Here is a 15,058-nt window from a genome sequence, read left to right as displayed (position 1 = left end):
GTCACCGGGCCTCGAAATCGCGGTGGACCAGCGACGGCCGTGGCCCCTCGGATCCCTGGTACTTCCCGTCGTAGAGGACGATGTCCCCCTGTGGAACCCAGAAGGTGACCTGTCCGATGAGCAGTCCTGGGTAGATCTTGACGCGCTGGACGGCGTGCAGTTGCAGGGTGAGCTGCCCGTGCGAGCCGATGTCGATGAGGTCGGCGGTGCAGTGCACGAACAGGCCGAGGCGCGCGATCGAGGAGCGGGCGCGGATGATCGGCACGTAGAAGTCGCTGCCGATCTCCTCGCGGGTGGAGGCCAGGTAGATGCGGTCGGGCTCAAGCACCATGCCCTCGCTGGGGATGGTGTGCGTCTCGAACGGGTTCTCGCGGGCGCAGTCGAGGATCTCGCCGGTGTACCAGCCGATGTGCTCGCCCAGGTGGAAGTTGTAGCTGTTCGGCTGGATCAGCCCGGCGTCGAAGGGGCTGATGCGGATGGCCTCGGTCTTGACCTGTGCCTCGATCTCGGGACCGGTGAGGATCATGCAGCCACCTCCTGCCGCTCGAGTGACGCGCCCGGACCGGCCGCCACGGTCGGCGAACACGGGGCGGGCTCGCTGATGTGGGCGTAGTGCCCGGTGTAGGGCAGGCGGCCGCCGACCGGCGCCCAGAAGCTGACTTGTCCGATCCTCATTTCCGGGTAGACCCGCAGCGGCTGAACGACCTTGATTTCCAGCGTCCAACGGTGAGCGGGGCCGAGCTGACCGAGGTCGGCGGAGATCTGCAGGAACATGCCCAGCCGGCCGAGCGAGGACCGGCCGATCAGACTCGTCACGAACTCGGTACTGCCGAGGGTCTCCACCGTCGCGCCCAGGTACACGGCGCCCGGACGCAGGACATACCCCTCGTCGGGCAGCTCGATCGGGGCCGTCTCGGCCGGGCACGTCGGGTCGGCCGGATTGCTGGTGACCTGCTTCAACGTCCTGCCGAGGCGGTAGTTGTAGCTGTTGGGGTTCAGCAGATCCGCGTCGAACGGGGCGATGGTGATCTGCCCGGCCTCGACCGACGCGCGGATCGCGGGGCCCGTGAGGATCATCGCGGCCCTCCGAACGCTCCCGCGCCGACGTACGTCTGCCGCAACAGCCGTCGCTTGTCGGCGTCGCAGGTGTCCTGGCCTTTGCCGAGCGGCATCCGGCCGTGCGCGTAGCGGTGCTGGTCGAAGATGAGCAGGTCGCCCGGCATCAGGCGGATGGTGGAGCGGCAGGCGACGACGGCGTCGACGAACCGGCCGAACGCTGCGGCGGTCGGCTGGGGCTTCTCTGCGTCGACAAGTTCGCCGCGCTCGAGGTGCGGCCCCATCTTGGCGGTGAACCGGATCGGGACACTGCCGTCGATCCGCTCCGGCAGGACGGGGAACCGCTCCAGGCTCTCGCCGACGCCGTGCACGTCCTGGTCAGCGAAGTACGAGAAGACCGGCTGGGACAGGATCGCGCGGTCGGTGTCCGAGAGGGCGTCGGCAGCCTGCCAGAGGTCGGCCAGTGCCGATGCCCCGCCGCCCAACGGGTCTTCGCGGACGCAGTACAGGGCGATGTAGCGGGGAAGCCGGTCGCGGTCGACCAGGTCGACGTGCAGCCGGTTCTCCCCGACACCGTGCGTGCGCCCGGGGTCGGCGGACAGGCGGACCGACAGGTCGCTCCAGCAGCCGTCGTCGGGGTAGACGGTCAGGACGGGTCCGAGGCTGGAGAGCAGACTCAGGCCGAGTTCCAGGTTCAGCGTGTGGTCCTGTCCTTCGAACTGAACCAGGACTCGGCCCGCCCCCAGGTCGGTGACGGCGTCGGCGAGCTGGCCGGGTGCGTGCGGGCCGCTGGTCAGGTCGCGGCCATTCAGGGTCAGCACATCACTCATGAGGACTCCGAACGAGATCGGTGAGGGTGTCGCGCAGCGTGCGCGGGGGATGGGCCCGGCGTGCGGACAAGCCGAGACGGTCGGCGACATAGCCGGTGGTCGCGACCGTGCCCGGGCCCGGACCAGAGTCGGAGGTGGCCGCGATGAGTTCCTCGCCGACGGCACGAGCGCGGGCCGTCAGCTCGTCGAGCGGGCACGCGGTGTCCAGGACGACGAGGTCACTGTCGAACGGGGCGCAGGCCAGCAGGTCCTGGCGCGTCACGGTCTGCGGCAGGCCACGGCGCAGGGTGTAGAGGTTGATCACGAACGCATGTGCTCCGAGACGGCGGCGAGCCTGTTCGGCGAGGCGGCGCGCGACGTCGCGGCGGTCCGCCAACAGCGCGTCAAGCGTGCCGAGCGGCTCTTTGCCCCACCTCTCGTACGCTGCCAGGTCGTCTTCCAGGCCGTCGCCGGACGGCGCAGGGGGCGGGCAGGTCTCCTGGGTGACGCGGTGGGAGCCGGACGGATCGAGGGTCAGGCGCAGCAGCCCCGTTCCGCCCGCCGGCGGCTTCGCGACGTGCCGGCCGCCCTCCGTCCAGTGCGACCAGGGCGAGTGACAGTGGGCGGCCACGACCACATGCAGCGGCCAGTGGGCCTCCTGGTCGGCGACGTCGGCGAGGAAGCCTGTGTGGCTGACCCCGATGACGATGTCGGCGCCAGCCTCCCGCAGCCGGGACGCCTCCGCCCCGATCAGTTCCGCGGTCGGGTCGCAGTACGTGAAGTTGGCCCGCTCCTGTTCGGGGATCGTCTCGAAGGCTTGCCGCCCCAGATAGCCGACGACGCCCAGGCGGTGCGTCCCCCGCTCCAACATCAGCCCGCTGACCCAGCGACCGGCGAACGCGGCAGGCGGGCGAAGGTTGGCGCAGACCACCGGAGGGAAGTGATCCGGTGCCCTCAGCCGCATCAGGTCGAGAAGATCATGGTTGCCCGGCACGACGGCGTCGTACAGCGTCGACAGGATCTGTTCCTCGACCCGTCCCTGGGAGAAGGCGTGGAAGGCGCTGCCGGAGAAGAAGTCCCCCGCGTCGAGGACCACGGCGCCGTTCGCCCTCGCCGACCGCAGGGCTGCAAGCGCGGCACGGCCCTCGGGCAGAGCGGAGTGGAAGCATCCGGTGGCGATCACTTCGAGCACGGCCGGGTCCTCTCGATTGCCACGACGCGCAGGACCGTCGGCGCCGGCGGGTAGAAGTCGGCCCGCGCGATGCCGTCCACCTCCTCGATCCGCAGACCGGCTGTTCCGTCGGCCGCCAGTTGTTCGGCGCCGAGGAGCGGCATCACCACCAGGCCGCGAGCCAGCCGCGGCGAGGCGAACACGTGGCGGACCAGAGCGACGGCCAGCTCCGGAGCGAACGGCATGATCGACATCAGCGTGCTGCCTGTCTCCAGGCCCTGGTCGAGGTCGACGTGGCGGATGTCGTCGATCGTGATCCGGGCGCGGTCGCCGAACTCGCCGAGCCGCTGCTCCAGTTGGCTCTGCAGCCGGTGGTCCTTCTCCACCGCCCAGATGCGGCAGCCCGCCGCGCCGATCGTCGCGGACAGCGTGCCCAGTCCTGCGCCGACCTCGAGAACCTGGGCTCCGCTCGGTATCTCCGCCCGCTCCAGAAGGCGGCGAGCTGATTCGGGCGACCGCAGGAAGTGCTGCCCCAGGTCCGCGCGGACCTGGAACCCGCTGGCCGCGAAGTCGTCGGCGAGGACCGGGGCTGTGCTGAGGAGCGGTGACTGTTGCATCACTGAGTTCCCTTCACGGTCATGCACGTGACGCCGGTGACTGGCGTACTAGTGATGGAGAGAAGCCCTCAGCCCGTGGGTGCTGGCCCAGACCGCCCTGATGGCCAACGCCGGATCGCTGGGGTGATCGAGTGTCGGTCAACCGTGCGGGCGGCAAAAGGAGTTGACGGTCATCCCCCGGTAATCCCGGCTGGCTCGCGGCTACGCTCGGTGCAGGCACCGGTGATTGGATGACAGCGTGGCCGAGAAGACACACCCGCTGGCGCAGGCCCGGCGAGCACGCGGGCTGAACGGAGTTGATTTCGCCCTGGAGATCCGCCGTGCCGCAGAGCGCCGCGGTCTGAGATCGGGTGCGACCAAGCAGCTGGTCTACAAGTGGGAGATGCGGGGTGTCACGCCCGATCCCGACTCGCAGGCCTACATCGCCGAGGCGCTCGGGGTCCCTGCCGGAGCGGTGGATCCTCGCTCGTGGCCGCACTGGCTGCCGGGCGCCGGCGGCATGGTGATTCCCCTCGGTCCAGCCAGCCCGGTGCCAGCCCTCCGAGAGGCATTGCGAACCACCATGGACCGATCTTCCCGCCGCACCTTCCTGACCGCGATCTCCGGCAGTGCCCTGGTCACATTGGCCAGCACCTGGGCATCGACCGACACGCAGGCCCTGACGAGCGAGTCGGTGCACGGCACCAAAGCGGTCGGGGAGGAAGTGGTCGCTGTGCTTGAAGAAACCAGCGCCCGCCTGACCGTGCAGGCCACCGAGCAGCGCCAGCACACCGCCCCCCTGTTGGACGCCCTCCTGACCACGGTCACGGACATCATCGAAGGCAGCCGGTACAACCGGGCGGTCAAGCTGCGTCTCCACGCGCTCGCCGCGAGCCTGAGCCAGACCGTGGGCTGGCACCGGTTCGACCACGGACTGCATGCCGAGGCGAGCCAGTACTGGATCGCCGGCCTGCACAGCGCCCACACCGGAGGCGACCGCGACATGGGCGCCGCTCTGCTCGGCGACCTCGCCTACCAGGCCTCCTGGCGGGACGACCCGCGCACGGCCGCGGGCATTCTCGAACGAGCCCTTACCGGGACCCTGCACCCAACTGCCCAGTCCCTGCTCCAACTCCGCCTCGCGCGGGCCCTGGCGGCACAGGGCGAACGGCGCCCCGCGCTGCGAGCCCTCACCGCGGCCGAGCACCTCCTCGACTCCTCCTCCGGGGAGTCCGTGCCGGCGTGGTGCGCGTGGATGTCCGAAGCCGACCTGGCCGTCGACTCGGGCCAAGCCCTGCTCGACCTGGGCGACACCCGCCGCGCCCACCAGCTCATCCGCGAGGGCCAGGGGCTGCTGCCGCCCAGCCGCGACAAGACGCGTGGCGTCTTCCTCGCCTACGAGGCCCGCAGTCGCCTTGACCTGGGAGAGCCCGAACGCGCGGCCGCGGCCGCGATGGAAGCACTTCAGGTCGCCCAGCGCATCGGCGCCCCACGGTGCGTCGGCCTCGTCCGCGACCTCGTTCCGTCCTTCGAGGCGTACCCGCAAGCCCAGGGTGTCGGCGAGCTGCTGGACCAGATCGCGGCGTAACCTGACGTGCGGGTCTCCGCGTGGTGATTGAGCGGTGCGCCCGGCGTGCTCTGTTCTCGACAGGAGCAAGCCGCCCTCACCGGCCGCGACCTGGTGCGCGGCCGCCGAGTTCTGCGCGCCCTCGGGCGCGGCGAGGGTGCGCAGAGCCGTCCGCGTCGCAGCCAGATGGGCTCCCCGCAGCTGGAAGGCCTCCGCCGTGCCCTCGCCGAAGGAGTCGTCGGCCCAGTCGTCAGGTGCCGGTTCGACAGCAACGGTGATGTCAGGACACACGCTTCCCCCTGGGGCTGCGGTGGCTTCCGGACGGATGTGCGGCCGCCGGTGTCGGCCGACTGCCGTAGAACCAGCACAGCGCGAGGCGCGCCGGTAGCGGCAGCGGGGCGGGGCGTGAACGTTGTGAGAGTTGGCCGCTCCCCCGTGAGAATCCGTGATCCGGAGAAGCCGGGTCCGCTCAGCAGCCCGGCTCGCGAGGCGTGTCTCAGAAGCGCAGAGAATGGGGGTTGCCTATACATCCTGACTTCACTATCGTGCCGCCTCGAAAGGGCGCCCCCGCGACCAGCAACGTCGGTGAGTACTCCCGACTACGCCGCAGGGCTCCGCGCCCGGAGACCCATTCGCGCAGGGCCGAGCACACCAGCGCCGCGCCGCCCCGGCCGCGATTCTTCCCCTTCTCCCCCGGGCCCCGCCCAGCACGCACCGACCATGGAGGCACCCGTGAACTCGTCCGCGCCGAAGGCCGCCGCCCTGGCCGCCCATCGGGCCCGCACCATCGCCACCATCGCCCGCAGCCGCGCCGACTCCACCGCCCCCGTCCCGCTCCACGCGCACCGGATTGCGCTCCTCGCGATCGCCGACCATCTCGACGTCGCCGCCCATTCGTTCGAGACCGAACCCCCGTCCGTCGTCGGCGGGGTGACCGTCACCAACGAGAGCCCTGCGGGCGCGCGCCACGCCCTGGCCGACGCTGAACGCGTGGCCGTCGCCAACCCCGGCACCGGCTTCCCGCCCCAGTTCGGCCAGTACGTCACTCAGCCGCTGTGCGGCAACGACGTGTCGCTTCCGCCGTCGTTCCTGCCCAGCAGGCCGGCGCAGATCGCCGAGGAAGCCGATCTGTTCGGGCGGCTCCTCGCCGTCCATGCCGCCCTGCCGTTCATCAGCGTGGAAGAGGTCACAGACGCGCTCCTCGCGGCGGCGTTCACCCTGCACTGGAAGCACGCTCAGCTCGCCGGCGTCATCCGCGCCAACAGCGACCGCCCGTACAACCAGGCGACCGCCATCGCCGAAATCCCGACCCCGGCAACGCCCATGGCCTTGCGCCGCGCCCACGACTGGCACGGGCCGACCTTGCGCTTCTCGATCGACCGGGCCGTTCCGTGCCACGTCAGCGACCAGGGACGTACCCACGACGCGGACCGCATGGTCTCCTACAGGGGGAGCACCATCGCGTCCTGCCCGCAGCACCAGGAGCACGCCGCCGAAGAGGCCAAGAGCCTGTACAACTCCCTCGGCTGACGCTGCCCGCCGGGCGGGACGGAACACAGGAGCCCGCCCCGCCGAGGCCGAAGACAGAATTAGAGGTTGCCTACACAACTCCATATCTTCTACGCTTCCGTCATCAGCGGTGAGGCGGGGGTTCAAACGCCTTTCCCCGCACGACGATCGGGCAGTTCGTCTCGCCTCGTCGCCCCGTGATGCGGCGTCTACGGATCCGCCAGGACAGGCCCACCGGCCCGATGCGTATCCCGGCATCAAGGCCACCCGACCCACACCCCCGGAGCCACTGGCCGGGGCGGCGCTTTTCGCTGATGCGACCGCCCCGGCCCACCTCCGCGGGGATCACTTCACCAGCCATCACAAGGGAGCCCGCATGATCACCACCCGGCAGACTGCCCAGGACCGCGCCGGACGCCTGGGCATGGAGATCTGGTTGAGCCTCTTGCCGCACGCCGAGCTGCCCGAGCCCGGCCGGTACCGCGGCAACGACAACGCTCCCGCCGCCGAGTGCCGTCCGGCCGAGGTCACCGAGGCGACGGAACTCAGCCCCGGCGACCTGCTTCTGGCCCCCGTCACCTTGGGCAGGGAACGGGAGCTGGACACCGACCGGCTTTTCGCCGTCTACTCCACCCGGGAGGCCGTCCGGCGGCGCGAGAGTGCGGTGCGCCTCGTCGAGTCCGTCAGCGCCCAGTCGATCCAGGTGTACGAGCATCCGCACATTCCGGCGGGCGGCTGGGCGTCGTGCGACCCGGAACGGTTCGGCCAGCCCCAGGACTTCGCCCGCGAGACCACTCGGTACGCCGTCCCCGCCCAGACACGCCGACTCGCCCGGATCGGCAGCCTCGACGAGCTCCGGCCCCGTTTGCAGGCTCACCCCGACTACGCCGACTGGGTGGCCGCTTACGCCGAGTGCGAGCGGCAGCAGCAGGCGGCACAGGCGGAGTCGCGCCGCATCCACGAGGCCAACCAGGCCGCCATGGCCCCGCTCAAGGCAGCCGCCGAGCGCCTGACGGAGATCACCGCAGAGGAACTGGTCACGGTCCGGATGGACTACGGCACAGAGCCCGCGGTCGAGCCCGTGAACACCTGGCTCGGTGAGAACGGCCGCCTGCGCACCTACGTGTCCGGCCTCGTCCGGGCGAAGGGGCTGAGCGTCAGCGAGAGCCTGGAGATCGAGCAGCTCCTGACCACCCTCGGCTACCCCGCCTGAACGCCCGCCCCGCCCGTCCGGGCGGGGTCTCTGCCCCAACTACCAGCGCACCAAAGGAGGTTCATGAGTCTCCCCACGGCTGACGAGGACCGGATCGCCCGTCTGGTCCTGTCCCAGGCGCTCGGCCACCGGGCCGAGGATGGGTTGCTCACCGGCCGCGAACCGTCCGCTCTCCTGCAGAGCGCCGACGATGTCTCCTGGCTCGGCGTGCGCGGCCGCCGGCTCTTCGGCCGCATCTCGGCGGTCGACGGCAAGGGAATTCTGGCGCGGGCTGCTGGCAGCGGAGCGCGCTTCATCGTCCCGGCCGACAGCGAGTTCCCCGACGAACTACGGGATCTGGGCGGCTGCTGCCCCCTCGGCATGTGGGTACGGGGCGATGCCCGGCTGGCCGAGCTCGTGCACGGTTCGTACGCCTTCGTGAGCCCGACCATCATGTCGGAGCGCGGCACTGCCACGGCCGAAGACCTCGGGGCGGGGCTGGCGCGAGCCGGTCATACGGTCATCACCCACCTGGGCCGGGCAACGGTTCCCCCGTCCTTGCGCGGGGCGCTGTCCGAGGGCGGACGGGTCATAGCCGTGCTGCGTCACGGTCTCGATGACATCGGCGGTCAGGCTACGGCGGACTATGCGGCCGCCGTTCAGAGCATCCTGGCGCAGGGCGGTCTGGTGGTCAGCGCCGCCCCGTGGGGGGCAGGAGCGTACGACGACATGCACGCCGAACGGGCCCGCCGCTGGCGCGTCATGACCGCGCTCGCCGTCAACGTCCTGGTCGTCGAGGGAAACCGGCGCCAGCTCCCGGTATGGACGAGCGGGTTGCGTCGCACCTGGCTTGCCGTCCCGGGCAAGAGCACTGCCTATCTGGCGGACCTGCCCAACTACCTGCTCCAGCAGGGGCACGCTGACCGCGTGCGCACGCTCGCCGACGTCCTCAGCCCGCTGCCGGAGCAGATCCAGACGCCTCACCCCCGCCTCACCGACCCCGAGAAGGACTGGCGCGAGAGCGCCGTTGCGGCATGGATGTCCGCAGCCCGCGCCCGCGGTCTCAGCCCGACCTCGGTGGAGGCCGAGTGCTGGGACGATGACCACGCCGGGATCGTCCGCATCGGCCCGGCCTCGTTCGACCTCCGGTCTGACCGTCTCGCCGTCCGAGCCGTTCCCCTGGAGCCGCTGGAGACCGGGGACCACTCCGGCTGCTACCAGCCGCACCGTGATGCAGAGGGCGAATACGTCGACTGCGACGGGCGCCCCCTGTAACAAGAAACAGGGTTGTGCATTCAACTCCATTTCTCTAGGGTGGGTGCAGCCCCGCAGGTGGGGCGCCGGGCCGTTCACACGCCCGGTGCCCCATCCAGTTCTCCGCCCCGGACCCGGGAGGCCCCCCGATGACCGCTTACGGCCCGCTCCCGTCCACCGTCATTGCCGTCGACCCGCCCGGTTGCGGCTGCACCGAGTGCATGACGGGCGAGTACGTGCCCCTGCACCGCGCCACGCCGGACCAGGTCGCCGCGCTCCTCAACGGCACGCTCCGCAACCACCTCAACTCCGGCACCAAGTTGCTCGTGAACGTCGTCTACGAGTTCCTGAGCCCCGGCGGCTCCCTGACCGTCCAGACGGTCGTCGTCACCTTCGACAACGAGTACAGCGACACGTACAGCGACCTGTCCTGGGAGCTGACCGCAGCCCAACTTCCCACCGGCTGACGAGCACCGCACCGGTCTACGGACGGCGACTCTGCGATCCATCCACCCCGTTGGGGCCCGGCTGACGAAGCCGGGCCCCAACGTTGTCCAGCGACTCCTGCCGTGAAGGGAGACTGGCGTGCCGCCGCTCTCACTCGCACAGCTCGAACGACACCTGCTGGCAGCGGCCGACCTGCTGCGCGGCCCGCTCAGCGCTCACGAATACCAGAACTACCTGCTGCCGTTGCTGTTTCTGAAACACGCCAGCGACGAGTACGACGCCGCGAGCACCCGGATCAAGGCGGCCGCCAGCGCGCAGGGAAGCAGTCCGGAGCAGGCTGCCGACTTTGCCGACTCCCCGGCCGCGCACGAACGTGTGGGGAGCCTGTACGTCCCGCCGGCCGCCCGCTGGGGTCACCTGTCAGGTGCCGCCGACCGCATCGCGGAGAGCCGCCTTGCCCCCGCCCTGGCCGCGATGGCCGCCGCTCACCCCCAGCTCACGGACGCGTTCGCCCACCTGGACTTCACCAGGATCGGAGGGCGCGAGGGCACGCAGGCCGACCGACGGCTGCGCGCGCTCATCGACCACTTCTCGGCCATCCCCCTGCACAAGGCCGCGCTCGCGTACCCGGACATGATCGGAGCCGCGTACGAGACCCTCCTGGGGAACTTCTCCTCCGCGTCGGCGGGGGGCGAGTTCTACACCCCCGGGCCGGTGGTCCAGCTGATGACCCAACTGGCCCGCCCCGCCGTCGACGCCCGCGTCTACGACCCCTGCGTGGGCTCCGGCGGGATGCTCATCCAGGCCGCCCAGTACGTCGCGGAACACAGCGGCGGCGTTGAGCACCTGCAGCTCGCCGGGCAGGACGCCAATCCGCGTGCCGCCGTGCTGGCCGCGATGAACCTGCTGCTGCACGGCGCCCGGCACTTCGACCTGCGCACCGGCGACACCCTGACCGAACCGCAGCACGGCACCGACTTCGACCTCGTGCTGAGTAACCCGCCGTTCTCCATGGACTACTCCCAGGCCACCATCGCCGCCGCGGCGGAGCGCATGCCCTACGGGATGACGCCCGAGAAGGGCCGCGCCGACTGGATGTTCGTGCAGCACATGCTGTACTCCGTGCGCGGCCGCGGCGGCAGCGTCTTCACCGTGCTCCCCCACGGGGCGCTTTTCCGTGACGGCACGGAAGGCAAGATCCGCAGCGCGCTCCTGGAAGCGGATGTGATCGAGGCGGTCATCGGCCTGCCGTCGGGGCTGTTCACGAACACGTCCGTTCCCGGGTGCATCCTCGTCCTGCGGTCGCCGGGAGCGAAGCGTCCCGAACTGCGGGGGCAGGTGCTCTTCATCAACGCCGACCGCGAGTACCGGGCCGAGCGCGCCCGCAACGTGATGCTTCCGCAGCACATCGAGAAGGTGACGGCGGCCTTCCACGCCGCCGTCGACGTGAGCGGCTTCGCCCGCGTTGTCGATCGCCGCGAGCTGGCCGCCAACGACGACAACCTCAACATCAGACGATATGTCGACAACAGCCCCCCGCCGGAGCCGCAGGACGTCCGGGCCCACCTGTACGGCGGCATGCCGCTCGCTGAAGTCGCCGCTCACCAGCCGCTGCTTGAGGCGTACGGGCTGAGCCCTCAGGATCTGTTCGTCGCGCGGCCGAGCGATCCGGAATACCTCGACTTCCTCCCGGAAGGTGAGCGCCCCGACACCGAACAACTCAACGCCCTGACGGCGCCCCGGGAAGCCGACCTCCTCGCCGCCTTCACCGCCTGGTGGGACCAGGGCGCCGACGGGTTCGACACGCTCGCCGGCCGCGGCCGGGACGCTGCCGGGCATGTGGGTGAGGTCCGGGAGAAGTTGCTCGCCTCGCTGCTGGCCCAGCTCAGCGCGAACGGACCGCTGGACCGGTACGGGCTGGCCGGTGCCTTCGCCTCCTGGTGGCACGCGTCCCGTCCCGACGTGTCCTCCTTGATGCACAACGGATACCCGGGACTGGTCGACGGATGGCTGCAGGAGGTCCGGGACCGTCTGGAGCCGATGCTGGACCCCTCAACCGGAAAGGCCCGTCGTCCATCGGCCGCCGAACGCCGCACCGCGTACGAGCACCCGGTGGTGCGCGCCCTGATACCCGGGTTCGCCGCCGAGCTCAGCGCGGCCGACAGCGCCGTGTCCCTGGCCGAGCCGCCCGACGGCGAGAGTGCGAGCAGCGCTTCCAAGGCCCAGCTGCGGGCCGCCCGAGCCCGGCTCAGCCAGTTGGAGACCGGTCTCTGCCCGCCGTCCGACGCGCTGCCAGGCGGGTCGCGTCTGGAACGCGAACGGTGGGCGCTGCACTCCCTCGGCGGGGAACGCGACCTGGTCCACGGCGTGCTGCGCGACCGGCTCCAGGCCGAACTCACGCACCAACTGCAGCAGCGCCGCAACCAGCTGCACGACCGCTACCGGAAGTGGGAGGAGAAGTACGCCGTCTCCTACGTCGCGACCGAGGCGGCGTCGGCCGCCGCCAGCGCCAAGATGTGGGACGTGCTGCGCGACATGGGGTACGCGGACTGACAAACCCTCCAGAGCAGGGCGTTCAGTGCGAAATCTGCGTCGCTGGAACAGCGGTCGGTGCCGGATCATCGGCCATCCGTGGGGTGCCATCGGGTCGGAGGCACCCCACGGACCGGCCCGCCCCCGGCCACGCAGGAGGACTACATGGGCCCTCGCCCCGCGTCCTCCCCGCCCGGCGCCGCAGGCGGTTCGCCCCACCGTGTTCGGCTCGCCGGAACGGTGCTGCCGCTGGCCTCCGCACGACGCGACCGGGCCCGGCTGGCCACACTGTTCCGCAAGGCCCGCGCCGAGGACGGCTGCGCCTACTGCCTGTGCTGTCCCGGCCGAGATCTACGGCTCGTCATCCGCGTCCGGGACGGCCGCTACCACCTGGCCGGCTGGCCAGGAGAGGGCGACGAGCACGCGGCCGACTGCGAGTTCCACAAGCTCGCCCCCTCCCTGTCCGGCCGGACCAGCTACGCCGAGGGCGCCATCGTCGAGCGCCCGGACACGCTGAGCGTCCGCCTCAACCAGCCGCTGGCGCTGCGGCTGACCGGTGCAGCGCCCCCGCCGGCCGCCCCGGGAACGACGGACGCCGAGACGCGGCGGGGGGTCGGCCTGCTCGGCGTCACCCAACTCCTGTGGGAGATCGCCGGACTCAATCACTGGACCCCCGGCTCACCGCGGACGGTCTGGAGCACTTGCCACCGACGCGTGAGCAGCCACCTCCCGCACATCACGGTCAGTGGGGAGCCGTTGGAGACGGTGCTCTTCCTCGTGCCGCCATTCCGGCGTGACACCGCCCCCTCCGCCGGTCAGGCCCTGCAGGCGTTCACCGAGCGGCTGGTGCCCGGCCCCCGCGTCGCTCGGCACGGTCTGGTGATGGGCGAGATCAAGGAGATCGGCCAGGCACGCTACGGCCTCCAGCTGTCGCTGCGGCACTTCCCCCGGCGGCTGTATCTGGAGGACGCCCTCCTGACGCGGCTCACCCGGTCCTACCCGCGCGCCCTGTCGGCTTCGGCTGCCGCAAGTCGCACAGCGCGGCAGGTCGGGCTCTTCGTCGTTGCCCGATCGTCCGGCGGGCACCTGACCGTGGTTGACGGGTCGGTCATGCTCACCACGCGTGAGTACCTGCCCGCGGACTCTCTCCACGAAGTGACCATGGCGGAGGCCCTCACCGCCGGCGGCCTGCGCTTCCACAAGCCGCTGCGTTACGAAGGCACCGGCGTCTTCCCGGACTTCGTGATCAGCAATGCCGGGCGTGATCCGGTCTACGTCGAGGTGTACGGCGTGCGCGGACGGGAGGGATACGACCTGAGGCGCCGCCGCAAGCAGGACCTCTACCGCGCATCCGGCATCCCGGTCATCGCGTGGACCGTGTCGGAGCCCCTGCCGCCACTGCCCGTCCCCGTCCTCGACGAAGAGCGCTGAATACGGCTCGCGTGCGCCGGCCAGACCGTGAGGGTGTCGCCGTCCAGCGTCACCCGATGGCGCGGGTACGCCTCCTGAAGCTGCCGATGCGCCCGATGGTCGAACGTGCCGCGCAGCACCAGCCAGCCGTTGCCCAGGTGGGCCTCCCGCGTTCCTTCCGGCCGGGGGTGGTGCGCCATCCTCGCCCGGCGCAGCAGCCCGCACACCGGGACGCGGCGCAGGAGGCCATACAGGCGGGGGATTCGGCGCCGGAGAGTCACTTCGTGCCCTCCTCTGGCCAGGCACGGCGGGCGGGTCGACTGAGGGCTGCCAGGACGAGCGCGCAGACGGCGGCGGAGGCGAGCGGGATCCCGAAGCTGCCTGCGCCGTGCCCGGCAAGGGCGGCGCCGGCGGCCAGCCCGACCCGGATGGCCGTCGACAGCCAGCCCACGGCCTCCGCCCCGGTGCCCGGTGGAGCCAGATCTGTGAGCGCGAGGCTGACGAGCGTGAGCAGCGGTACGAAGAGCAGGCCGGGAAGGAGCACCGCCAGGACCACGGTGAGCGCGCCGACGTCGCCGACGAGTGGCAGCCAGGCCACGGCGAAGGCAGCCGCGGCCACCGGCAGTTCCTGATGTCGCGGGAGCCGTGGGCGGTAGCGGACGAACAGCACGCCCCCGGCGAGACCAGCGAGACCGAAGCCGGCCGGGAGGGCTCCGGCCAGCCAACCATTGTCGTAGCGAGTGGCGGCCGCGACGGCGGCGACGTCCAGCGCTCCCACGGTTGCCCCCAGGAACACCATCGCGAGCAGCAGGAAGCGCATTGCCGACGGACGCAGCGGGCCTAGCCAGTCGGACGTACGCGGGGTCGGTGCCCACCTGCGGCACGCGGGGGCGGCGGCGAACGCGCATGATCCGATCAGCGTCAAGGCTGCGGCCGTGGCGAGCGCCGCGCGCGGGGAGGCGGCAACGGACAGCGAGATGGCCAGGACCGGTCCGAGGACGTAGACGACCTCTTGCAGGGTGCTGTCCAGGGCGCAGGCGGCCCGGACATGCGCGGCGTCCGGCATGACCCGGGGCCATAGCGTGCGGATGGATCCCTCGATCGGGGGACATGCCATCCCGGCGACCACGATCAGTACGGCGGCCGGGACGCCGCTGCTGGAGCCCAGGAGGGACAGGACGGCCAGAGCGGCCGCGGCCGCGACGGCTCCCGCCACTACGGGCAGCCGCATTCCCCGCCGGTCTGCGAGGCGTCCGAGCGCTGGCTGCCCCACACCGGGAGAGATGCTGTACAGCGCCGCGAGCACTCCCCCGACAGCGAGTGAGTGCACGTCCAGGAGGATCCCGACGGGGACCATTCCCAGGGGCAGCCGCCCGAGCACCGCGGCGGTCGACAGAAGGATGCAGCCGGGCTGACGCAGCACCGAGCTGAACGTCACTGCGTGAGCGGAGTTCGGTGTCCGGCCCTCGAGTGCGGTCGGCGGCGCACCGCCGGCGCCTGCTGTGTGCGCTGCGG

The 15,058-nt window shown here is 71.1% G+C and carries 13 protein-coding genes; 7 read left to right on the top strand and 6 right to left on the bottom strand.

All coding sequences use genetic code 11. The features are described from left to right. Nucleotide 1: 1 nt before the first annotated feature. From ACZ5FU_RS26300 to ACZ5FU_RS26280, 5 genes are read right to left on the bottom strand one after another with little or no spacing between them, the layout of a single operon-like run. Complete coding sequence (locus ACZ5FU_RS26300; protein ID WP_469046932.1) at nt 2-526, bottom strand: dCTP deaminase; 525 nt, start codon at nt 524-526, stop codon at nt 2-4. Then, nucleotides 523-1,077, bottom strand: a complete 555-nt coding sequence (locus ACZ5FU_RS26295) for a dCTP deaminase (RefSeq protein WP_469046930.1) — start codon at nt 1,075-1,077, stop codon at nt 523-525. Before ACZ5FU_RS26295 ends, ACZ5FU_RS26300 begins: the two co-directional genes overlap by 4 nt. Next, entirely contained in the window at nt 1,074-1,886 is an 813-nt protein-coding gene (locus ACZ5FU_RS26290; RefSeq protein WP_469046928.1) for a TauD/TfdA family dioxygenase, read from the bottom strand. The genes ACZ5FU_RS26295 and ACZ5FU_RS26290 overlap by 4 nt, the downstream gene beginning before the upstream one ends. After that, nucleotides 1,879-3,057, bottom strand: coding sequence for a metallophosphoesterase (locus tag ACZ5FU_RS26285; protein ID WP_469046926.1), 1,179 nt, complete (start codon nt 3,055-3,057; stop codon nt 1,879-1,881). The genes ACZ5FU_RS26290 and ACZ5FU_RS26285 overlap by 8 nt, the downstream gene beginning before the upstream one ends. Continuing rightward, complete coding sequence (locus tag ACZ5FU_RS26280) at nt 3,045-3,653, bottom strand: rRNA adenine N-6-methyltransferase family protein (RefSeq protein ID WP_469046925.1); 609 nt, start codon at nt 3,651-3,653, stop codon at nt 3,045-3,047. The genes ACZ5FU_RS26285 and ACZ5FU_RS26280 overlap by 13 nt, the downstream gene beginning before the upstream one ends. A gap of 238 nt (nt 3,654-3,891) precedes the next feature. Here ACZ5FU_RS26280 and ACZ5FU_RS26275 point away from each other — a divergent pair, with 238 nt between their 5' ends. The 7 genes from ACZ5FU_RS26275 (at nt 3,892) to ACZ5FU_RS26245 (ending at nt 13,564) form a co-directional block, all read left to right on the top strand. Beyond that, complete coding sequence (locus ACZ5FU_RS26275) at nt 3,892-5,220, top strand: XRE family transcriptional regulator (protein WP_469046923.1); 1,329 nt, start codon at nt 3,892-3,894, stop codon at nt 5,218-5,220. 711 nt (nt 5,221-5,931) lie between these two features. Further along, entirely contained in the window at nt 5,932-6,729 is a 798-nt protein-coding gene (locus ACZ5FU_RS26270) for a hypothetical protein (protein ID WP_469046921.1), read from the top strand. Between the two features lie 355 nt (nt 6,730-7,084). Then, nucleotides 7,085-7,921, top strand: a complete 837-nt coding sequence (locus ACZ5FU_RS26265) for a hypothetical protein (protein ID WP_469046920.1) — start codon at nt 7,085-7,087, stop codon at nt 7,919-7,921. Nucleotides 7,922-7,984: 63 nt separating this feature from the next. Beyond that, nucleotides 7,985-9,175, top strand: coding sequence for a DNA-processing protein DprA (locus ACZ5FU_RS26260; protein WP_469046918.1), 1,191 nt, complete (start codon nt 7,985-7,987; stop codon nt 9,173-9,175). 128 nt (nt 9,176-9,303) lie between these two features. Next, nucleotides 9,304-9,621, top strand: coding sequence for a hypothetical protein (locus ACZ5FU_RS26255; protein WP_469046916.1), 318 nt, complete (start codon nt 9,304-9,306; stop codon nt 9,619-9,621). A gap of 118 nt (nt 9,622-9,739) precedes the next feature. Then, entirely contained in the window at nt 9,740-12,154 is a 2,415-nt protein-coding gene (locus tag ACZ5FU_RS26250; RefSeq protein WP_469046914.1) for a type I restriction-modification system subunit M, read from the top strand. Nucleotides 12,155-12,298: 144 nt separating this feature from the next. Next, a complete protein-coding gene (locus tag ACZ5FU_RS26245) occupies nt 12,299-13,564 on the top strand; it encodes a DUF1173 family protein (RefSeq protein ID WP_469046912.1) in 1,266 nt (421 codons plus the stop codon). Between the two features lie 256 nt (nt 13,565-13,820). On the opposite strand, the gene ACZ5FU_RS26240 is transcribed toward ACZ5FU_RS26245, so the two are convergent. Beyond that, nucleotides 13,821-14,981: an MFS transporter gene (locus tag ACZ5FU_RS26240; RefSeq protein ID WP_469046910.1), complete on the bottom strand. Its 1,161-nt coding sequence runs from the start codon at nt 14,979-14,981 to the stop codon at nt 13,821-13,823. Nucleotides 14,982-15,058: the final 77 nt, after the last annotated feature.

This window comes from Streptomyces sp. NPDC031554 (genome assembly GCF_055580685.1).
Note: the sequence above shows the minus strand (reverse complement) of the source record. Positions and strands in the feature narration are given on the sequence as shown.